The sequence below is a fragment of the Stenotrophomonas sp. GW821-FHT01H02A genome, from assembly GCF_059422145.1.
Map to the genome: position 1 here is coordinate 1 of NZ_JBWKWI010000013.1, position 20,686 is coordinate 20,686.

Annotated in this window: 22 protein-coding genes; 11 read left to right on the top strand and 11 right to left on the bottom strand. The window is 66.7% G+C overall.

Annotated elements, in window-relative coordinates; all coding sequences use genetic code 11:
- The 4 genes from AC07WC_RS16560 to AC07WC_RS16575 all read left to right on the top strand — a co-directional run.
- Positions 1 to 250 (top strand): autotransporter domain-containing protein (locus AC07WC_RS16560; protein ID WP_495210971.1); only part of this gene is annotated, 250 nt, incomplete at its 5' end.
- A gap of 216 nt (positions 251 to 466) precedes the next feature.
- Positions 467 to 784 (top strand): hypothetical protein, encoded by a 318-nt coding sequence (locus tag AC07WC_RS16565; protein ID WP_495210972.1) that lies wholly within the window; start codon positions 467 to 469, stop codon positions 782 to 784.
- Positions 785 to 852: 68 nt separating this feature from the next.
- Positions 853 to 1,629, top strand: coding sequence for an AMP nucleosidase (locus AC07WC_RS16570; protein ID WP_495211015.1), 777 nt, complete (start codon positions 853 to 855; stop codon positions 1,627 to 1,629).
- A 52-nt stretch (positions 1,630 to 1,681) separates the two neighbouring features.
- Entirely contained in the window at positions 1,682 to 2,221 is a 540-nt protein-coding gene (locus AC07WC_RS16575; protein WP_495210973.1) for a DUF924 family protein, read from the top strand.
- 96 nt (positions 2,222 to 2,317) lie between these two features.
- On the opposite strand, the gene grxD is transcribed toward AC07WC_RS16575, so the two are convergent.
- Entirely contained in the window at positions 2,318 to 3,244 is a 927-nt protein-coding gene (gene grxD, locus AC07WC_RS16580; RefSeq protein ID WP_495210974.1) for a Grx4 family monothiol glutaredoxin, read from the bottom strand.
- 58 nt (positions 3,245 to 3,302) lie between these two features.
- Here grxD and AC07WC_RS16585 point away from each other — a divergent pair, with 58 nt between their 5' ends.
- On the top strand, positions 3,303 to 4,079 hold the full coding sequence (locus tag AC07WC_RS16585; RefSeq protein WP_495210975.1) for a polysaccharide deacetylase family protein: 777 nt from the start codon (positions 3,303 to 3,305) through the stop codon (positions 4,077 to 4,079).
- A 30-nt stretch (positions 4,080 to 4,109) separates the two neighbouring features.
- Here AC07WC_RS16585 and AC07WC_RS16590 read toward each other — a convergent pair whose 3' ends face one another.
- The 5 genes from AC07WC_RS16590 to AC07WC_RS16610 form a co-directional block, all read right to left on the bottom strand.
- Positions 4,110 to 4,433 carry a hypothetical protein gene (locus tag AC07WC_RS16590; RefSeq protein WP_495210976.1) on the bottom strand — a complete coding sequence of 108 codons (324 nt, stop codon included), beginning with the start codon at positions 4,431 to 4,433 and terminating at the stop codon, positions 4,110 to 4,112.
- 36 nt (positions 4,434 to 4,469) lie between these two features.
- Entirely contained in the window at positions 4,470 to 4,835 is a 366-nt protein-coding gene (locus tag AC07WC_RS16595) for a hypothetical protein (RefSeq protein ID WP_495210977.1), read from the bottom strand.
- 64 nt (positions 4,836 to 4,899) lie between these two features.
- Complete coding sequence (locus AC07WC_RS16600) at positions 4,900 to 5,583, bottom strand: class I SAM-dependent methyltransferase (RefSeq protein WP_495211016.1); 684 nt, start codon at positions 5,581 to 5,583, stop codon at positions 4,900 to 4,902.
- A 17-nt stretch (positions 5,584 to 5,600) separates the two neighbouring features.
- Positions 5,601 to 6,221: an SGNH/GDSL hydrolase family protein gene (locus AC07WC_RS16605; RefSeq protein WP_495210978.1), complete on the bottom strand. Its 621-nt coding sequence runs from the start codon at positions 6,219 to 6,221 to the stop codon at positions 5,601 to 5,603.
- A complete protein-coding gene (locus tag AC07WC_RS16610; RefSeq protein ID WP_495210979.1) occupies positions 6,221 to 7,495 on the bottom strand; it encodes a pyridoxal phosphate-dependent aminotransferase in 1,275 nt (424 codons plus the stop codon). The genes AC07WC_RS16605 and AC07WC_RS16610 overlap by 1 nt, the downstream gene beginning before the upstream one ends.
- Before the next feature lie 185 nt (positions 7,496 to 7,680).
- Between AC07WC_RS16610 and rsgA the strand changes: the two genes are divergently transcribed.
- Both rsgA and AC07WC_RS16620 read left to right on the top strand, forming a co-directional pair.
- Entirely contained in the window at positions 7,681 to 8,778 is a 1,098-nt protein-coding gene (rsgA, locus tag AC07WC_RS16615; RefSeq protein WP_495210980.1) for a ribosome small subunit-dependent GTPase A, read from the top strand.
- Between the two features lie 103 nt (positions 8,779 to 8,881).
- Positions 8,882 to 10,123, top strand: a complete 1,242-nt coding sequence (locus AC07WC_RS16620) for a flavohemoglobin expression-modulating QEGLA motif protein (RefSeq protein WP_495210981.1) — start codon at positions 8,882 to 8,884, stop codon at positions 10,121 to 10,123.
- A 21-nt stretch (positions 10,124 to 10,144) separates the two neighbouring features.
- On the opposite strand, the gene AC07WC_RS16625 is transcribed toward AC07WC_RS16620, so the two are convergent.
- On the bottom strand, positions 10,145 to 10,315 hold the full coding sequence (locus AC07WC_RS16625) for a hypothetical protein (protein WP_495210982.1): 171 nt from the start codon (positions 10,313 to 10,315) through the stop codon (positions 10,145 to 10,147).
- 105 nt (positions 10,316 to 10,420) lie between these two features.
- Positions 10,421 to 10,696, bottom strand: a complete 276-nt coding sequence (locus AC07WC_RS16630; protein ID WP_495210983.1) for a DUF4274 domain-containing protein — start codon at positions 10,694 to 10,696, stop codon at positions 10,421 to 10,423.
- Positions 10,697 to 10,889: 193 nt separating this feature from the next.
- Here AC07WC_RS16630 and AC07WC_RS16635 point away from each other — a divergent pair, with 193 nt between their 5' ends.
- The gene (locus tag AC07WC_RS16635; RefSeq protein ID WP_495210984.1) at positions 10,890 to 13,187 is read left to right on the top strand and encodes a TonB-dependent receptor; all 2,298 of its coding nucleotides are present in this window, start codon (positions 10,890 to 10,892) and stop codon (positions 13,185 to 13,187) included.
- Between the two features lie 871 nt (positions 13,188 to 14,058).
- On the opposite strand, the gene phbB is transcribed toward AC07WC_RS16635, so the two are convergent.
- The 3 genes from phbB to AC07WC_RS16650 are packed head-to-tail and all read right to left on the bottom strand — an operon-like array spanning position 14,059 to position 17,375.
- The gene (phbB, locus tag AC07WC_RS16640) at positions 14,059 to 14,799 is read right to left on the bottom strand and encodes an acetoacetyl-CoA reductase (RefSeq protein WP_088432597.1); all 741 of its coding nucleotides are present in this window, start codon (positions 14,797 to 14,799) and stop codon (positions 14,059 to 14,061) included.
- Positions 14,800 to 14,824: 25 nt separating this feature from the next.
- Positions 14,825 to 16,153 (bottom strand): CitMHS family transporter, encoded by a 1,329-nt coding sequence (locus AC07WC_RS16645; protein WP_495211017.1) that lies wholly within the window; start codon positions 16,151 to 16,153, stop codon positions 14,825 to 14,827.
- A 40-nt stretch (positions 16,154 to 16,193) separates the two neighbouring features.
- On the bottom strand, positions 16,194 to 17,375 hold the full coding sequence (locus AC07WC_RS16650) for an OprO/OprP family phosphate-selective porin (RefSeq protein WP_495210985.1): 1,182 nt from the start codon (positions 17,373 to 17,375) through the stop codon (positions 16,194 to 16,196).
- 156 nt (positions 17,376 to 17,531) lie between these two features.
- On the opposite strand from AC07WC_RS16650, the gene AC07WC_RS16655 reads away from it, so the two are divergent.
- Genes AC07WC_RS16655 through AC07WC_RS16665 form a run of 3 tightly spaced genes read left to right on the top strand, consistent with a single transcriptional unit; the run spans position 17,532 to position 20,651 of the window.
- Complete coding sequence (locus tag AC07WC_RS16655; RefSeq protein WP_495210986.1) at positions 17,532 to 18,230, top strand: response regulator; 699 nt, start codon at positions 17,532 to 17,534, stop codon at positions 18,228 to 18,230.
- Positions 18,220 to 19,602, top strand: coding sequence for a sensor histidine kinase N-terminal domain-containing protein (locus tag AC07WC_RS16660; RefSeq protein WP_495210987.1), 1,383 nt, complete (start codon positions 18,220 to 18,222; stop codon positions 19,600 to 19,602). The genes AC07WC_RS16655 and AC07WC_RS16660 overlap by 11 nt, the downstream gene beginning before the upstream one ends.
- Positions 19,599 to 20,651 (top strand): ABC transporter substrate-binding protein, encoded by a 1,053-nt coding sequence (locus AC07WC_RS16665; protein WP_495210988.1) that lies wholly within the window; start codon positions 19,599 to 19,601, stop codon positions 20,649 to 20,651. Before AC07WC_RS16660 ends, AC07WC_RS16665 begins: the two co-directional genes overlap by 4 nt.
- Positions 20,652 to 20,686: the final 35 nt, after the last annotated feature.

The window sequence follows — 20,686 nt, forward strand, 5'->3', positions numbered from 1 at the left end:
CGTGGGCAACCAGTGGGGGGCATTTGGCCTGCGCGCCGGTCTGGGCTATTCCCGTCATGACGTGGACAGCAAGCGTCAGCTGACGTTTGCCGGCTACCAGGACGCGCTGTCGGCCAAGTACGACGCCACCACCCGCCAGGGCTTCATCGAGGGCGCGTACCGCTTCGGTGGTCGCGAGGCAGGGCTGGAGCCGTACCTGCAGTTCGCCCGCGTCGAGGTGGATGTGGACGGCATCACCGAGCAGGTCTGATCCGGGGCTATCAGTAAAACGGAAAAAGGCGGCCATTGGCCGCCTTTTTCCAATCTGCTGCCGCGATGTCGCGATCACCACTTGCGCCGTTGTCATCCAACGTGGGAGCTTCGAACACGCGGGTAGCCCGCGTCCACAAGCAAGCGGACGGTCACATGGATGCGTCGATGAAGGGTAACCGAAGGCTCTTATCGCAAGCACACTAGGAACTACTACATGTTACTTGTCCTGCTGGCGTTCGCGTCCGGTCTCATGCTGGTGGCCAGATTCTTCGAGCAGTCGCCGAGCGGGCTACCCAAAGAGATGCGCATCATCCTCGCAGCCCTCTCCCTGTTGTCGGCCACCGCCAGTTACCTGATGATCAAGCGGATCCCGTACTCCTTCCTCTTGGTCGGCATATCCTTAGCGGCCTCGCTGTGGGCCTTTGGTGCACCGGCGGCCTTCTTCCTACTGGTCGCCATCCCGACCGCCCTGCCTTCGGTGGTCTCCTTTGTCCTCCAGGGCAGGGTCGATAGGATCGACCACCCGGATTGAGTGCCCGCCCTCGAAGTTACGAGGCAGGTCTCGCAGAATTGTCGCCTGTTGCCTGTCGGAACACCGCCATGAAAATCAAACAGGACATCGTCGAAAACTGGCTGCCGCGTTACACCGGCGTGCCCTTGGAGCAGTTCGGGGGACATATCCTGCTGACCAACTTCGGTGGCTACCTGCATACCTTTTCCCAGCTCACCGGGGGGCGCATCCAGGGCGCTGACCGGCCGATGGCCAGCGTCACCAGCGACGACATCACCATGATCAACTTTGGCATGGGCAGTCCGAACGCAGCGATCATCATGGACCTGCTGTCGGCGGTCATGCCCAAGGCCGTGCTGTTCCTGGGCAAATGCGGCGGGCTCAAGCGCAAGAATCAGCTCGGCGACCTGATCCTGCCGATCGCGGCGATCCGCGGCGAGGGCACCTCCAGCGACTATCTGCCGCCAGAAGTCCCGGCCCTGCCGGCCTTCGCACTGCAGCGGGCGGTCTCGACCATGGTCCGCGACCTCGGCTACGACTACTGGACCGGCACCGTCTACACCACCAACCGTCGGGTCTGGGAGCACGACGAGGCCTTCAAGGAAAAGCTGCGGGTGACGCGCTGCATGGCCATCGATATGGAGACGGCGACCCTGTTCGCCGCCGGTTTTGCGAACCACATCCCGATCGGGGCCTTGCTGTTGGTGTCCGACCAGCCGATGATTCCCGACGGCGTGAAGACCGAGGTCTCCGACGCCAAGGTCAGCTCACAGTTCGTCGAGAACCATATCCAGATCGGTATCGAGGCGCTTAAGCTGATACGGCGCAACGGCAAGTCGGTCCGCCACCTGCGTTTTGACGAGTAACGGCATTGGAACGGATGGACGTCTTGGGGCGTGCCATCCACAGGGGTAGTGAATGGACGTGGCGGCACAAGTAGTGGAGTTCTGGCGCGACGCCGGACCGCAGCAGTGGTTCGCGCGCGATGACGCGTTCGATGCGCGGTTTCGCCAGCAGTTCCAGGAAGAGCATTTCGCCGCCGCCCGGCGTGCCCGCGAGCATTGGCTCAGCAGTGCCGATGGCGCGCTGGCGCTGATGATCCTGCTCGACCAGTTCCCGCGCAACTGCTTCCGCGACACGGCGCATTCCTACGCGACCGACGGCCTGGCGCGGCATTACGCCATGCGTGCGGTGGAGGAAGGCCTGGACCTGCAACTGGTGCCCAAGCTGCGGGCCTTCATCTATCTGCCGTTCGAGCACTCCGAGGATCCGCAGGACCAGGAGCGTTCGGTGGCGATGTTCGATGCGCTGGGTGACAAGGAATACCTGCAGTACGCCGAACTGCATCGCGACATCATCCGCCGTTTCGGCCGCTTCCCGCACCGCAATGCGGTGCTGGGGCGGATGCCGACCCCCGAAGAGCTGGATTACCTGGCCGAAGGTGGGTTTGTCGGATAGCCGGTGGAGTGCCCTGCATGGAGGGACGCCATCGGCGCCCTGGACAAAAAAACGCCGGCAATGCCGGCGTTTTTTCATCCAATGACGCGCTGAAGATCAGTACTTCGGCACGCCGTTGTCCACCTCGTTCGACCAGGCATCGATGCCGCCGGTGATGTTGGACACCTTGGTGAAGCCCAGGGCGCGGAACTGCTCGGCGGCCTGTGCGCTGCGGCCGCCGTGATGGCACAGGAAGGCCAGCGCGGTGTCCTTGGGCAGGGCTTCCAGACGGGCGCGGTTGTCGCCGTCAAAGGTTTCGAACGGGGCGTTGATCGCCGCGATCGCACGCTCGTCGGCCGGGCGCACGTCGACCACGGTGATGCTGCCGGCCCGCAGCTGGTCGTCGGCGTCGCGCACGCTCAGTTCCTGCACGGCCTTGGGGGCATTCGGGTTGTCGATGGCCAGGCCCTTGCCACGGATGTCGTCGACCCAGTCGATGGTGATGCCATCGGCGCGGCGTGCGCTGGCCAGGTCGAACTGCACGCGCAGACCGTTGGACTCGGCGGCGATCGCGTTGTCGTCATGCGGGGCCAGCTGGAAGTTCGGCTGGAAGCGGGCGTCGATGCCCAGCTGCAGCGAGGCACCCGGGGAGTCGGCCAGCGCGCCGCGCAGCATCTCCACCGCGGCCGGGGTCACGGTGATGCGGGGCGGGGTACGGTCCGGCGCGGCCAGGCCAAGCACGCTGCTCAGCTCACCGCTGCCGGCCATCTGCAGGATGATGTCGCTGCCACCGATCAGCTCGCCGTCGATGTACAGCTGCGGGATGGTCGGCCATTCGCCGTAGGCCTTGATGCCTTCGCGGATCTCCGCGTCGGCCAGGACGTTGACGTGGTCGAACTCGAAGCCGAGGTCCTGCAGGGCGCCGACGGCCTTGGCCGAGAAACCGCACTGCGGCATGCTCGGCTGACCCTTCATGAACAGCACGACGCGGTTGGCGTTGAGAATGGATTCGATGCGCGAGCGCAGGGCGGGATCAAGGGACATGACGGTCGGGGTCCGGATATGCGAACCGCCTATTCTACGCGGCATGGCATCATGGGGCATGACCGTACCGGAAACGTTGTATCGCATTCCCCGGCGCCCCTGGCGCTGGCTGCCATGGCTGGTGCTGTCGCAGGTGCTGGTGGTGCTGGCCTGGGTCACCTGGGGCTGGCGCTGCGGGCTGCCGCTGATGGTGGCGACCCATGCCCTGTTCATGGTGCCGGTGTTCCTGCCCAACAGCCGCTTCTATGCGCCGGTGCTCAGCCACCTGCCCGGCGATGCCCGCAAGGTGTGGTTGACCATCGATGACGGCCCTTCGGCGGAATCGGCGGCAGTGCTGGACCTGCTGGACCGCTACGAAGCCAAGGCGACCTTCTTCCTGGTCGGTGACCGCGCGCAGGCGCGGCCGGACCTGGTCCGCGCGATGCTCGCCCGTGGGCACAGCCTGGGCAACCACAGCTACCGGCACCCGCAGACACGCTTCTGGCGGCTGGGGCGGCAGGCCATGGCGGCGGAGATCGGCGAGTGCCAGCAGGCCCTCACCGCGATCGCCGGCACGCCACCGCGCTGGTATCGCTCGGTGGTCGGGATGACCAACCCGTTCGTGGGCCCGGCATTGAAGCAATGGCAGCTGACCCGGGTCGGCTGGAGCGCGCGCGGGTTCGACGGCGTTGATTGCAGGCCCGATCAGGTGGTCGAGCGGATCACGCGTGATCTGGCGCCCGGCAGCATCGTGCTGCTGCACGAGGGGGCCGCGCATGGCCACAACCTGGCCATCATCGAAGCAGTGCTGCAGGCGGTGCAGGCGCGTGGCCTGCATGCCGGGCTGCCGGACTGACGCCAGGGCGATGACCGTCGCGGGCCGGGGTCAGGTCAGGGCGCCGAGGATCATCAGCAGGATCACGCCGAGCATGCTGCCGATTGAGATCACCAGGCCGAGCACGGCGAACACGCGACGGCGGTCTGCCTGGAATACACCGGCAACGCCCAGGCCGAAGGCCACCAGCTGCATCATGGCGGTACCCATCAGGCCAAGGCCGACCAGGATCGCCGACATCGAGGTTTCATCCATTCCCCCGGGCGTGGTGGTCTCGATGATGCCGGCGGTGACGATCAGGCCCAGCATCGACATCGCGCCGCACAGGGAGGTAATGAAGGCGGCAATGCCCATACCGGAATGAGGGGTGTGCATCAGGGCTCCTTGTCGATGCGGTGGAACAGAGGAAGGTCAGCGGGCGATGGGCTGCGGGACCGCAGCGGCGGATGGCGGATGCGATGCATGCCACTGGTCGCGGATCCAGCCGCCGAGCGAGAGCTGGGCGATCAGCAGGCCCGCTGTCACCAGCAGTGCGATGACGCCGAACAGGCGGCGGCGGCGTGGCTGCAGCACGCTGCCCAGGCCGAGCAGCAGGGCCAGGATGGCCAGGCCGACGCTGCTGCCCAGAAGTGCCGCCAGTGTCCACGGCAGCTCGCGCATCGCCGCGTGTTCGGGCGCATGGGCGTAATGCATGCTCAGCAGCAGCATCACCAGGCCACCGGCACTGACGATCAGCGCGGCGATGCCCAGCGCGGAATGTCGGGTCTGTCGGGGCATGGGCGGCTCCTTGCCGGAAAGGGGCGCGAGTATGCGCGTGTATGGCCGGCGACGCGAGCCACGGTCAGGCGCCGAGCGGACGGTCGCCGACGATCAGCCAGTTGTTGAACGGCGTATTGCCGTACAGCGGCGTCATCCGCAGCTGCAGCCCGGCGCGTTGCAGCGGCGTGCGCAGGCTCTCGGCGTCCGGGTAATGGCGTGGCCGCGTGTCCATCCAGCCGACCAGATGCGCGAGCATGTCGGTGATGCGCGTGGCGCGGTCACGGCCGCTGTGGTCGGCCAGCATGGTGCGGATCACCAGCCGCGCGCCGGGTGCCACGCGTGCGGCGGCGTCGTGCAGCAGCTGCGTCTGGGCCGGGGCTGGCAGGTACTGCAGCACGTCGAGCAGGGCGACATTGCCTTGGTGCGTGGGCAGGGCTGCACTCGCGTCCACACAGGTGAACCGGGCCTGCGGCAGCGCGGCGCGAGTGCTGGCACGCTCGGCGCGCGCGACCTTGTCGGCATCGATATCCAGCCCGTGATAGGCCAGTGCATTGCCGTGCTGGCGCAGCACGTGGGCCAGCAGGCCAAGACCGCAGCCGATGTCCAGCAACGGGACGGCGGGCGCATCGTCCAGCGCGGCGAGCACGCCGGGATACAGCGGATCGCTGCCCAGTTTGCCGCGGCTGTAGTAGTAATCGCGGCGATTGCCGAACCGCCCTGCCGGCAGGAACGCCGTGGCGATACGACGGGCCTGTTCCCTGGCCAGCGGCAGCGTCGCCTCGCTCAGCGGGTCGGCTCCGCCCACAGCACGCGGACCACTTCGAAGGCACGCTGGTGCCACAGCGCGTACATCGCGGCAGACGGATGCAGGCCATCGTCTGCCAGCATCACCGTTTCGCCACCCCATTGGCGGCTCAGGTCGGTGATGTCGACGAACGCCACCTCGTGCTCTGCACAGATTGCCATCGCCGCCGCGTTGTAGGCATCCAGCGCCTGCCCGATCTGCACGCGGTCGCGACCGGATGCCATGGCATACGGGGTCACGCCCCAATCCGGGATCGACAGGACCAGCACCCGCGGTGCACGGTCGCCGGCGCAGGCCAGCGCGCGCTCCAGCAGGGCGGTGAAGCGCGGGCGGTACTCGTCCACGCTGCGCCCGCGGTATTGATCATTGACCCCGATCAGCAGGCTGACGAACGCGAACGTGCCCTGGGGTGCATCGGCATCGATGCCGGCCTCGAGCTCGTCGGTGGTCCAGCCGGTGGTGGCGATGATCGTCGGATCGTCGACCTCGACGCCGATATCGCGCAGGGCGGCGGCCAACTGCATCGGCCAGCGTCCGGCGGGGTCAACGCCTTCGCCGATCGTATAGGAATCGCCCAGGGCCAGGTACGGCAGGCCCATCAGGCCACCGCACTGCGCGGCTTGAGCGGCACCACCTTGGTGTTGGCCTCGGCACGGCGCGCCAGGGCGCGATCGATGCGCGCGAACACATCACGCATGACCTCCGGCTCGGGCAGCAGGGTCACGCGGAAGTGGTGGCGGTAGGGCACGTTGAAGCTCGACCCCGGGACCACCAGCACGCCTTCCTCGTTCATCAGTTCCAGCGCGAAATCATGGTCGTCGAAGCTGCGCGCCGCCGCACCGACCACCGCCGGGAACGCGTACAGCGCGCCGGCCGGAGCCACCAGCGACAGGTGCTCGCTGGCATTGCAGGCCTCGATCACCGCGCGGCGGGTTTCATACAGGCGGCCACCCGGCGCGCACAGGGGCGAGATCGTGTCCGGTCCGTTGACCGCGGCGTCGATGGCGTACTGGCCCGGCACATTGGCACACAGGCGCAGTGCGCTGAGCAGATCCATCGCCGCACGGAACTCGCCCAGCCGCTCGGCCGCGCCGGACAGCATCGCCCAGCCCACCCGCCAGCCGCAGGCGCGGTGCACCTTGCTCAGGCCGCTGAAGGTGATGCACGGATGCTCGCCGGCCAGCGGCGCGACGGCATGGAACTGGGCGTCGTCGTACAGGATCTGGTCGTAGATCTCATCGACCATCAACAGCAGGTTGTGCTTGGCTGCGATGGCGACGATGCGCTCCAGCAGCTCACGCGAGTAGCTGGCGCCGCTGGGGTTGTTCGGGTTGATCAGCACGATCGCGCGGGTGCGCGAGGACACCAGCGCCTCGATCTCGACCGGGTCGGGCTGGAAGCCGTTCTCCGGCGCGCAGCGGTAATAGACCGGGCGGCCATCGTTGAGGATGGTCGCGGCCGACCACAAGGGATAGTCGGGCGAGGGCGCCAGCACTTCGTCGCCCGGGTTGAGCAGGGCGCGCAGCGACAGGTCGATCAACTCGCTGACGCCATTGCCGATGAAGACCCGGTCCGGGTGCGCATCGGGTGCGCCACGGCGGGCATAGGCGGCGGCGATGGCTTCGCGCGCCTCCGGCAGGCCCTGCTGGTGGGTGTACGGATCGGTGCGGCCCATGTCATCGGCGATCGCGCGCTGCAGATGCTCGGGCGCCCGGAAGCCGAAGTTGCCGGGGTTGCCGATATTGAGCTTGATCAGCTTGCGGCCCTGGGCCTCCAGCTCCCGCGCTCGTCGCGCCAGTTCGCCCCGGATCTCGTAGCGGACTTCGGACAGGCGCTCGCGGGTGGCGAGCGGCTTCAGCGGGGGCGTGGACATGAACGGGCCGTCATTCAGGCATGGAAACCGCATGGTAGCGGAATTGTTGCGTTGCAGGGCAAGCGTTTCCGGCCGGATTCCGCGCCCTGGCAAGGCGGTTTCAGATGAAAGGAATTCCGCGCGTCCTGACCCGCGCCAGTCCCCCGCGGCGACGCCCGGTCGCCACACCCCTTAGAATGGGCACGATGAGCGAACCCACTGATTACCTTGCCCTGCAGACCATTGGCTGGCCCTGGCCGGGCGGCCCGGAGCTGCCGGCCTGGCAGGCCCTGTTCGAGCAGTTCCCGCAGGCGCGCCCCGGCCGGGTGATCGAGCAGCATCGGACCGGGTACATCGTCTCCGATGCGCCCGAAGCGGCGATCAAGACCGAGTCGCCGCCGGAGTGGCAGCGCCCGCGCTTCCCCAGCCACGAGCGGGCGGCGGTCGGCGACTGGGTACTGCTGGAGGGGATCAAGATCGTGGCCCTGCTGCCGCGGCGCACCGCGATCAAGCGGGGCGCGGCCGGCGAGCATTACCACCAGCAGGTGATCGCGGCCAACATCGATACGGTGTTCATCATCTGCGGCCTGGATGCGGACTTCAACCCGCGCCGGATCGAGCGTTACCTGCTGCTGGTCGGCGGGGGTGGCGCGCAGCCGGTGGTGGTACTGACCAAGGCCGACCAGACCGAATACAGCCAGGACGCGCTGGATGTGCTGGAAGAACTGGCGGCGCAGAACATCCCGCTGCTGGCGATCAACGGTAAGGACCCGGCCAGCGCCTCGGCGCTGCTGCCGTGGCTGGGCGCCGGCCAGACCGTGGTGCTGGTCGGCTCCTCCGGCGCCGGCAAGTCGACCCTGACCAATACGCTGCTCGGCGAGGAGCGGATGAAGACCGCCGATGTGCGCGTCAACGACTCGCGCGGGCGGCATACCACCACGCACCGCGCGCTGATTCCGCTGCCGGCCGGGGCCTGCCTGATCGACACCCCGGGCATGCGCGAGCTCAAGCCCACCGGTGAGGAAGCCCTGAGCGAAGGTGGCTTCTCCGACGTGGAGGCGCTGTCAGCGCAATGCCGATTCCGCGACTGCGCGCACCAGCGCGAGCCGGGCTGTGCGATCCGCGCGGCCATCGAGGACGGCACGCTGGATGAAGAGCGCCTGCTCAACTACTTCAAGCTGAAAGAAGAAGTGGCCGCCGCCGCTGCCAAGCTGGCCGTGCGCCAGGCGCAGCAGGCCATCGAGCGAAAGCACGTCGGCAAGGGCGCGCAGTGGCGCCCGGGCGGAAAGGGCGGCCGGAGATGATTGTTTAACCGGGACGGGGGGAGTTAATCGGAGCGATTAACCACCTCCGTCCCCGTTATCAGTCCCCGTTATCATTTGCTACTGTCCGTTCATGGACACGCCAATGACCGTGGATCGTGACGTTGCCCACCACACCGCGCTCGATGCCCAACTGGTCGAGGCGGTGGGCGGGATCAAACTGCTGGGGCTGACCAGTTGGCCAGCTGCGCTGCAGGCCCCGTTCCTGGCCAGCGTCGCCCGCGGCCAACCGGTGCTGCCGCAGGTCGACTATCCCAAACTCGATTTCGCCGAGACCCGCCACCGGCTGGCCGCGATCAGCGCGCAATGCGATCCAGACCATCCCATCGGCCTGTACGTACAGCGCTCGGCGCATAGCTGGGATCAGGCCGCCGGCCTGCTTGAATCGCTGGGAACCGCCGAGGTCGATCGTTACTCGGTGGAACTGTTCGGCGCGCCGGAACAGCCGCTGCCTGGCAACGGCCCCAGCACCCGCGACGCCGCCCGCCACTTCATCCAGATCGCGCAGGAACTGGACCACGAGCTGCTCGCGCCGGAAGAACAGGTACCGGTCTCGGCCACCGCGCTGCAGTTGCAGTTGCAGAGCGATCTGGATGCGTTCTTCGAGACGCGGATCATCAGCGTCCAGCTCGATCCGGACCTCATCTCCAAGGCGGCCGCCGGCCCGAACCGGATCCGCCTGCGTACCAGCGCCCGCTTCAGCGCCTATGACCGCGCCCAGCTGTTCCACCACGAAGCGCTGGTGCATTCGCTGACCGCACTCAACGGACGCGAGCAGCCGCACCTGCCCAGCCTGGCGTTGTCCTCGCCACGGGTCACCGCCACCCAGGAAGGACTGGCCACGTTCGCCGAACAGATCACCGGCAGCATCGATATCGAACGCCTCAAGCGCATCAGCCTGCGTACCGAAGCGATCGCGATGGCGCGCGAAGGTGCCGATTTCATCGAGGTTTTCCGCTACTTCTGTGACGCCGGGCAGAACAGCGAAGAGAGCTTCGCCTCGGCCCAGCGCGTGTTCCGCGGCGTACCGCCGACCGGCGGCGCGGCGTTCACCAAGGACACCGTGTACCTGCGCGGGCTGGTCTCGGTGCATACCTTTTTCCGCCACATGCTGGCCGAAGACCGCCTGCAGGTCTGCCGTTGGCTGTTCGCCGGCAAGATGTCGCTGACCGATGCGCTCGCTTTCGCGCCGCTGTTTGAAGAGGGCATCCTGCGCCCGCCGCGCTGGCTGCCGCACTGGGTGAGCCGCGCCAACGGACTGGCTGGCATGCTGGCGTTTTCGCTGTTCGCCAACCGCATCCGCATGGACCAGCTGGCCGCCGAGTAGGTCACCCCCGTTGGTGGTGACCTACTCCGCCTGCGGGTTGGCTTGCTCCCAGGCGATGTGCACGTCGGCCAACTCGTAAAGCCGCTCGACCAGTGCCATCGGCAGGCCGTCGTCGTAGTCCTCATCGTAGGCTTCGTCGAACGGATCGATGTGATGCTCGCCGTCCACGGCCTGCAGCATCTGCGCCGGCACGCGCTGCAGTTCGTCCGCCGAATGCTCGTTCGGACCGGCACCGTCCCACCGGGTCGGGTCGAAGCCGATACCGTGGTCGGCATAGAAGCCGCCAAGGAAACGCTGCTACACCACGCCGATGAACTGGTGGGTGTCGCGATCGTAGTCGGGCACGTCATCCAACGATTCGTACTGCGCATGCGAGCCCGCACCCACGCTCCAGAACAGCATCAGCGCCGTGGCGCGGTCCAGGTCGGGCTGGTCGGCCAGCCACGCCAGCGCGCGCTGGTTGTCACCGTAGTTCGAGCGCGCTACATAGAGATGCCGCTGTTCCGGCGTGGCCTGCACCAGATGCGCGTGCAGCAGGGCCCACTTGGCGGCCTCGTAGTCCTGTTCGTTCATTGCCTGCTGTCCCTGCCGTTGTGGTAAGGCGTGCATTGTACCTGCGGACGGCACGGGGGATGCGCGTGGTGTCGCGCGTGGGGGGCATTTCATCTGCCGCACGCCGCCGCGTAAGAATCCTTTCATGTTGCGCTCGCATGATGGTCACGCACCTGCAGTGCGCAGGTCATCACCCCCCACGCAACGGATTACCATGCTGACCCGACCCCTGACGATCGCCGTGGCGATTGCGCTGTGCGCCGCCAATGCCCACGCTGCCGACGCAGCTGCCAACGCAGGCCCCGATGCCACCGTTGCGCTCAGCGCGCAGACCCTGGACACCGTGTCGGTGATCGGCCAGGGCGAGACCCGCCAGGTGCAGCGCATCACCGCCGTGGACAAGGAAGTGCTGCCGCCGGGCACCAGCGGCCAGAAGATCCTCGACCGCCTGCCAGGCGTCTCCGTGCAGTCCAACGATGCCTTCGGCGCCAATGAAGAATCGCAGACGATCAGCCTGCGCGGCTTCGACAAGAGCCGCCTGGGCTACACGCTCGACGGCATCCCGCTGGGCGACAACAGCTACGGCAACTACAACGGCCTGAGCATCGCCCGTGCGCTGATCGCCGAGAACCTGGCCGGCGCGGAGCTGTCGCAAGGCATCGGCTCGCTGGGCGTCGCCTCGACCAGCAACCTCGGCGGCACCATCCAGTACTTCTCGCAGGACCCGTCCACCGAGTTCGGTGGCAAGGCCAGCGTCACCGTCGGCGACGACAACCAGCGCCGCGGCTACCTGCGCGTGGATACCGGCGACATCAACGGCTTCTCGGCGTACGTGTCCGGCGTGCACCAGGATGCGGACATGTGGGCCGAGCCGAACCAGAACCAGACCACCCGCCAGTTCAATGCCAAGGCGATCTGGAACGTCGGCGACAACCGCTTCGGCGCGTTCGCCGCGACCTCGCGGGTGAGCCAGGCCAACTATGCCTACCTGTCCAAGAGCATGCTGGCGCGGGGCCTGGGCTGGGACTGGAACATCTACGCACCGGACTGGGATCGTGCCGTCGCCGCCGCCTACTGCGCACCGGGAACCTACGCCGCGCAGAAGTGTGCCTTCAGCGGTGGTGTCAACAGCATCGATGACGCGTACTACCAGAGCCGCGCGCTGCGCGATGACAACCTGTACTCGCTGGATGCCGACCTGGCCCTGGGCGACAATGCCCGCCTGAAGCTGCTCGGCTACCACCATGAGAACCGCGGCCAGGGCCACTGGTGGGCACCGGGCCAGCCGTCCAACCCGGGTACGGCGGAGATGCTGCCGATCTCCATCCGCAGCACCAACTACACCATCAACCGCCAGGGCATCACCGCCGCGCTGAGCTGGCAGTGGGGCATCCATTCGCTGGAAGCAGGGCTGTGGTACGAGCGCAACGACCACAATGTCGAGCGTAATTTCTACTACATCACCGGCCCGTTCCTGGATGACGGCTACCTCAACCATCCGGACCGCCGCTTGTTCGACCAGGATTTCGACATCCGCACGCGCCAGTTCTACGTGCAGGACCGCATGCGCTTCCTGGACGACCGCCTGACCCTGGACGTTGGCATCAAGAGCCCGAACACCCGCATGACCGCCAATGCCAAGCCGGGCACCGAAGCCAGCTACGCATCGGGCACGCTGACCGCCAAGGAATCGGTCCTGCCGCAGGCAGGTATCGGCTTCAAGCTGAGCCCGAACCAGGAAGTGTTCGCTTCCTACTCGGAGAACATCGCCGCTTTCGTCGGTGGCGGCAGCGGCGGTCCGCTGCAGGTTTCGCCCGAGTCCTTCGCGGCCAGCGCCGGGCTGGAGCCGGAAAAGTCCAAGACACTGGAAGCGGGCTTCCGCACCTTCGGCGAGAAGTACCAGGCCTCGATCGCGGCCTACCACGTGATGTTCGACAACCGCCTGCTCTCGCTCAACCCCTGCACCAGCATCGAAGTCGGCACGCGCCCGGAGTGCATCACGCGCTTCATCAACGTTGGTTCGGTGAAAAGCCGCGGTGCGGAACTGACCTTCATCCTCAAGCCGGTGGACGGCCTGCAGTGGTACAACGCGCTCTCGTGGAACAAGACCACCTACGAGGACGACTACACCTCCGGCGGCGCGATCGTGCCGGTGGCGGGCAAGATCACGGTGGACACGCCCGAGCGCATGGCCTCCAGTGAAATCAGCTGGAACCACGATGGCTTCTTCGCCAGCCTGCGCGCGAAGTACACCGGCAAGCGGTATTACACCTACACCAACGACCAGTCGGTGCCGGGCGTGACGACCTTCGATGCGGGGATGGGCTATTCGTTCGGGCCGGGCCTGGGCCTGCGCGACGTCAAGGTTTCGCTCAATGCAACCAATCTGACCAACAAGCGTTACGCCGGCCAGCTCAGTTCGTTCGCCCCGACCGATCCGACCGGTACCCGCTACGCGATCCACGCCAGCGCGCCGCGCCAGCTGTTCATGACGGTGGCTGCGGAGTTCTGATCTCCGCTTGCAAGGGCAAGGCGAGCCACCGATCGTTGGTCGGTGGCTTTGCTTTGTGCATCGCCAAGGGCGCAATGCCAACAGTGCACCGCCCACAGCGCAGAGCTTCTCGGATGACTGAGCCAGGCGTGGGGCGTGTGGGTTCGCGGGACACGCCGTAAACCCATCCATGGGGGCTCGTGAGCCGCATCCATGCGGCACAACGGTCCCGCCAACCCACACGCCCCACGCCTCCGACAGGCCGCTGGTGGCCATGGGAACCAGAGCGGGAGCCGCGCAAGGACGAGCCGAGCTGAGCCATCTGAGTCTGAGCACGGAAAGTCGTGACCGTGCTGAAAGCACTGCAGATCCCACAGCCCCAGTGGCTCAGCGGCTCAACAGCTCACCAGGCAAAAGGCCAGACGCCCTAACTGCCACGCAGCGGAAATCAGGCGGAAAGGGGGGAGGCGCGCGATCAGCCGAATGGCCGACCAGCCGACCACAACGACGGCGCCAGGATCCGGCTTTTTCGTTGCGCACCGGTCTCCTGTCAAAGGGTGGGCACGGATGGGTTGGCGGGACCGTGTGTTGCCATGGATGGCAACACACGAGCCTACAAGGACGTACTTGCGGCGGGTCCCGACGACCCATCCGTGCTCGCCCAGCGCGAGACAACCGTGCACCCCGGCTGTTGCTCCGCTGTTGACGTTGCAGTTGCAGTTGCAGTTGCATTCGCAGTTGCATTCGCAGTTGCATTCGCAGTTGCATTCGCACTTGCTCCTTCTCGCATCCCCAGAAAGCATCAACGAGAAGAAAAAAAGCCGCGACGCCAACCAGCATCGCGGCTCACCTCGTGGGGGAGGTCACGCATCAAACAGGACGCGCAAGATCATCAGAACATGTGCAGACCACCATTCACCGCATAATCCGCCCCCGTCACATACGCCGCATCATCCGACGCCAGCCACGCACACAGACTCGCCACCTCCTCCGGTTTGCCCAGCCGACGGATCGGCACAGACCCCGCCAGACGATCCAGCACATCCGGCGGAAAACTGCTGATCGACTGACTCGCGATATACCCCGGCGAAATCGTATTCACCGTCACCCCGCGCGTCGCCACCTCATTGGCCAGCGCCCGGCTGAACCCGTGCATCGCCGCCTTCGCCGTCGCGAAGTTCACCTGCCCGATCTGGCCTTTGTGCGCACTGACCGAGCCGATGTTCACGATCCGGCCCCAGCCGCGCGTACTCATGCCATCGATCACCTGCTTGGTGATGTTGAACAGCGCATGCAGGTTCGAACCCATCACCGCATTCCAGTCGTCCGGACTCATCTGGCGGAACAACACATCGCGGCTGCCACCGGCATTGTTGACCAGCACGTCGATCTCGCCGACCTCCGCCTTCACTTTGGCGAAGGCCGCCACCGTCGACGACCAGTCCGCCGCGTTGCCCTCGGATGCGATGAAGTCGAAACCGAGCTCGCGCTGCTCGCGAAGCCAGGCCGCCTTGCGCGGCGAATTCGGGGCGCAGCCGGCGACCACCGTATGGCCGTTGCGGGCCAGCTTCTGGCAGATGGCAGTGCCGACACTGCCCATGGCACTGGTGACGTAAGCGATGCGAAGAGTCATGGCGGAACGCTCCTTGGTAAACGGATCAGGACGCAAGCGGATACAGACCGAACAGCAGCCCGCCGAACATCAGCAGCAGTGAAATGCCGATGGCCCACTTCAGGGTGAACTTCTGGTGGTCGGCGAACTCCACCTTGGCCAGGCCGACCAGCAGGTAGGTCGAGGGCACCAAGGGGCTGAGCAGATGCACCGGCTGGCCGGCCAGCGAGGCGCGCGCCATCTCCACCGGGGTGATGCCGTAATTGCCGGCCGCCTCGGACAGGATCGGCAACACGCCGAAATAGAACGCGTCGTTGGACATGAAGAAGGTGAACGGCATCGAGGCGAGCGCGGTGATTACCGCCAGGTACGGCCCCCAGCTGTCGGGGATGACCGCCAGGAAGCTGTGCGACATCGCCTCGACCATGCCGGTGTTGTTGAGGATGCCGGTGAAGATACCGGCCGCGAAGATCAGCGACACCACCGACAGCACGTTGCCGGCGTGGTTGACCACGCGGCGGCGCTGCTCGGCCAGGTTCGGGTAGTTGATGACCAGGGCGATCGCAAAGCCGACCATGAACAGCACCGGCATCGGCAGCACGCCCATGATCAGCGCGGTCATCAGGGCAAGGGTCAGGCCCAGGTTGACCCAGAGCAGCTTCGGCCGCTTGGTGTCTTCGGCGTCTTCCACGGTCGGCAGGGTATTGCCGTCATCGGACACGCTGTTGTCCATCCAGCTGCCGCCCTGCGGCAGGGTGACCACGCCGAGGCGACGGCGCTCCTTCATGCCCAGGTACCAGGCCAGCACCAGCACGCCGGCGCAGGCGATCACCATCGAGGGAATCAGCGGCACGAACACATCGGCCGGATCCACATGCAATGCCGTGGCCGCACGCGCGGTCGGGCCGCCCCACGGGGTGAGGTTCATCACACCGCCGGCCAGGATGGTCACGCAGGTCATGTTCAGCGCGTTCATGCCCAGCCGCTGGTACAGCGGCAGCATCGCCGACACGGTGATCATGTAGGTGGTCGAACCATCGCCGTCGAGCGAGATCAGCATCGCCAGGATGGCGGTGCCGAGCACGATCTTCATCGGATCGCCCTTGACGAAGCGCAGGATGATCCGCACCAGTGGATCGAACAGCCCGGCATCGATCATCACCCCGAAGTACAGGATGGCGAACATCAACATCACGCCGGTCGGCGCGATCTTCTTGATGCCTTCCAGCATCATGTCGTCGATGCCGGCCGCGAAGCCGCCGATCAGCGCGAACAGGATCGGAATGGTGATGAGGGCGACCAGCGGCGACAGCCGCTTGCTCATGATCAAGTACATGAATGTAATGACCATGCCAAAGCCGAGGATGCTCAGCATCATCTGCATTCTCCAGAAGCAACAGGGTGGAAAGAGGACATCAGAAGTCGTATTGCAGGCGGCCGGTCACGGCGCGGGTGCGGTCCACCGTGGCGTCGGCCAGGCGGTCGCGGTTGCGGCTCTCGATCAGGTTGAGCATGAAGCGCAGGTTCGGGCGCATGTACCAGTTGCCGCCCAGCGTCCACGCCTCGGTCTGGCCATCGCGCAGGTCGGGCTGGCCGATCAGATGCTGGTCGCCGCGCATCTGGTCATAGCGCAGCGCCAGTTCGAACGCGCCGGCGGTGTGCTGGAAATCCTTGACCCGGCCGAAGCGGCCGGTCTTGCGGTCGTAGACGCGCGATTCGCCGGTGACGAACCAGCTGACCAGGCCATAGCCGGCCAGCACTTTGCCGCGCTGGCTGCCGTCGTCGAAGGTGGCGCCGCTGAACTCGCCCTGCCAGGACACTGGCCCGAGCACCTGGGCGTATTCCAGTGACCATTTGTTGACGTCGGTATCGCGGCCGGCCGAGAAATCGACCAGGGTCAGGCGGCTGTTGTCGGACAGGTGGCCGGCCGGGCGTGGCCGGATCTTCAGCCCGGGGACGCCGTCGGCGCCGGGGTTGTCGTAGCGCTCGTGGGCCAGCGACAAGCCCAGGTGGAGTACATCGCCGGCAGTGGCACCGGGCGCCCAGGTGGCACGCCCACCGGCCGCACGACCCTTCACCTGCCAGGCATCGATGCTTTCCAGGCTGTAGGCGCTGGCTGCCCAGGTCATGTCGCCGCGTGCGGCCTGCCAGGAGGCGCCGAGACGATACAGCGGTGCCAGCGTGGTGCCGGCGTTGCCGCGCTCCAGGAAGGTGCCGTAGTTGGAGCTGGTACGGTCATCCAGCGAGAAGAACTGTTTGAATTGACCGACGGTCAGCTTGCCGGCATCGCCGAAGCTGCGGCTGACGAACACGTCCTTGGCCTCGACCCGGTCGCCGGAGAAATCCGCTTCCAGCTTGTAGTCGACGGCGAAGAACCTGCCGGAGACGTCGACCCACGCACGGCGGATCTCGGTGTCGTCCTTGTTCGGCGTGCCGCGGCCGTCATTGTGGAAATCGGCGAAGTCCAGGTGCAGGCGGCCGCCGAGGCTGGCGGTGACCGGGCGGTCGTCATCGCCGTCCTCGGCGGCCCAGGCCGGCGCGGCCAACAACAGCGTGCAGGCGGCTGGCAGGCACCAGCGCAATGCGTTCAGTTCCATGGACCCTCCCAGGTACCGGATGTTCGGGGATGACGCGATGGCGCAGCCTAGTGCCGGGATGCTGTCATCCACCTGTCAGTCATTGCTGCACCGCAGCGAAGCGCACGGAAGCGGCCGCACGCGCTAGCATTCCCGCACCTTTCCCGATCCCGACCGATGCGCATCCTGCTGGTGGAAGACAACCCGGACCTGGCCGACGCGATCGTCCGCCGCATGCGCCGCAGTGGGCATGCCGTGGACTGGCAGAGCGACGGGCTGGCGGCGGCGAGCGTGCTGCGCTACCAGAGCTTCGATCTGGTCGTGCTCGATATCGGCCTGCCCAAACTGGATGGTCTGCGCGTGCTGGCCGGCATGCGTGAGCGCGGCGACAGCACCCCGGTACTGATGCTCACCGCACGGGACGGGATCGAGGACCGCGTGCAGGCACTGGACGTCGGCGCAGACGATTACCTCGGCAAGCCCTTCGATTTCCGCGAGTTCGAGGCGCGCTGCCGCGTGCTGCTGCGGCGGACCCGGGGGCAGGCCAGCGAGGTGGTGCAGATCGGCGGCTTCCAGTTCGACAACGCCGCGCACCGGGTCAGTCTGGACGGCCAGCCGATCGAGCTGCCCAACCGGGAGTACCGCCTGCTGGAGATCCTGATGGGCCGGCTCGGGCAGGTGGTCGCCAAGGATGAAATCGGCAACGGCCTGTTCGGCTTCGATGACGAGGCCGGCCCCAACGCGATCGAACTCTACGTCGGTCGCCTGCGCCGCAAGCTGGCCGACGCACCGCTGCGCATCGTCACCGTGCGTGGCAGCGGCTATCTGCTCGAAGCGCAGGGCGCCACGCCCGATGGCAGTGCCGATGGCGATTGAGGCCCGTGCGCCAGCCTCGATCCGGCGCACGCTGTGGCTCTATCTCGGCGGCTTGATGGCGTTGTTCGCGATCGCGCTGTTCTTCGGTGCACGTGACTATGGCCAGCGCGCCGCCAACCGCTCCTATGACCACCTGCTGGTGTCCTCGGCCCTCTCGATCATCGATTCGGTGGCGCTGGTGGAGGCACAGTGGCAGGTCGATCTGCCGTACGCCGCGCTCGATCTGCTGGCGATGGCACCGGAAGACCGCGTCTTCTATCGCGTCTCCGACGCCCGCAACCAGACCGTCACCGGCTATGACGACCTCCCGGCGCCACCACGCGCGCCGAGCGATCGACCGCAGTTGTTCGATGCGCCCTATAGCGGCGAGACCGTACGCTTCGTCGTGGTTTCGCGCCGTGTGTCATCCCCGTCCGCGCAGGCGGAAGTGCGTGTGCAGGTCGGGCAGACCCGGCGTGCGCGCGAGGCGCTGGCCCAGGACATGGTGACCCGCGCACTGGTGGCGATCGTGGTGCTCTCCCTGTTGTCGCTGGCCCTGGTCGCGCTCGGCGTGCATCGCGCGCTGCGGCCGCTGGTACGCGTCGAACGCGAGCTGTCACGGCGCGAACCGTCCGATCTGCGCCCGCTGGATGCGGCCACACCGCAGGAAATGGACCAGATGGTCGGTGCCCTGAACCACTTCATGGGCCGGCTCTCGACCAGCCATGAAACCCTGCGCGCCTTCATGGCCGAGGCCGCGCACCAGATGCGTACCCCCTTGGCCGCGCTGCGTGCGCAGGCGCAGCTGGCGCTGGATGACGATGATCCGGAAGACATGCGCCGCAGCCTGCAGGCGATCGAGCGCAACGCCACCCACATGAGCCGCCTGCTCAACCAGCTGCTCAGCGATGCCAGCGTGATCCATCGCGCCAACCTGCAACGGTTCGCGCCGGTCGACCTGGCCGAAACCGTCCACCAGGCCCTGCATGAAGCACTGCCGCAGGCATTGCCGGCGCCGCGGGTGCAGCTGGCCGTGACCCGTGATCCGGCCTGGGTCAACGGCGATGCCCTGCTGCTGCGCGAAGCCATCAAGAACCTGATCGACAATGCACTCAAGTACGGGGGCGACGGCGCGCTGCAGGTGGCATTGACCACCGACGACGCGCATTGCGTGCTGACCATCGCCGACCATGGCCCGGGCATCGCACCGGCCGATGCGGAGCGCGTGTTCGAGCGCTTCGCGCGTGGCGAAGGTGCCGCCGCCGGTGGCGCAGGGCTGGGGTTGGCGATCGTCAAGCGCGTAGTCGACAGCCACGGCGGCCGCATCGATCTGTCCAACCGGGTGGATGGCGGCCTGGTGGCCACCATCCAGCTGCCGAGGAGGCACGCATGAAACGTTGGCAGGCGTGGTTGATGCTGCTGTTCACTGCCACCGCGCAGGCTGATCCGGGCGACGTGCAGCGCTTCCCGGCGCAGGGCGCGCCCACCGCGCAGCTGCGCATCCACGGCTCGACCGACATCGAGGTCTTCGCCACGGTGATCGCCGACTATCAACGGCTGCATCCGGGCACGGAGATCGTCTACGAGGATGTGATCGCACAGGAAATGTACGCGCGCTACCTGCGCGACCGCAGTGGCCCGAGCGCGCCGGACATGCTGATCAGCAGCGGCATGGACCTGCAGACCAAGCTGGTCAACGACGGCCATGCGCTCGCCCACCGCTCAGCTCAGACCGATGTGCTGCCGAGCTGGGCGCAGTGGCGGTATGAGGCGTTCGGGATCAGCTACGAGCCGGTGGCGATGGTCTACAACACCCGCACGTTGCCGCCGGCGCGGGTGCCGCATACACGTCGGCAGCTGCTGGAGCTGCTGCGCGCACCCGATGCCCCGCTGCTGGGCCGGGTGGGTACCTATGATGCGCAGCGCAGCAGCGTCGGCTATCTTCTGGCGACCCAGGATGGGCAGCGCGGCAGCATGGCCGGTGCCCTGCTGGGCGCGCTGGGCGACAACCATGTACAGCTGGAGGAGCGCACCGGCGTGCTGCTCGACAAGGTCAGCAGCGGCCAGCTTTCGCTGGTCTACAACGTGCTGGGCTCGTACGCGCAGGCCCGCATCGATGCGGGTGCGCCGCTGGGCATCATCGAGCCGGAGGATTACACGCTGGTCATGCTGCGGACCGCGGTGATTCCGCGCGGGGGGCGACATCCGGACGAAGCCCGTCGCTTCCTCGATTATCTATTGTCGCCCCGCGGGCAGCAGGTGCTCTCCCGCGAGGCGCGGTTGATGCCCATCCTGCCGGCAGCGGGCCAGCGCCGGGGCGCCTCGCCGGAACGCAGCTACCGACCGATCCAGCTCGGCCCGGGCCTGCTGGTCTACCTGGACGGGCTCAAGCGCCGTCAGTTCCTGGAAGCGTGGCGGGGCAGCATGCAGCAGGAGCGGTGAGGCCGCCGCTGGCCATCAACGTCATTACAATGGAC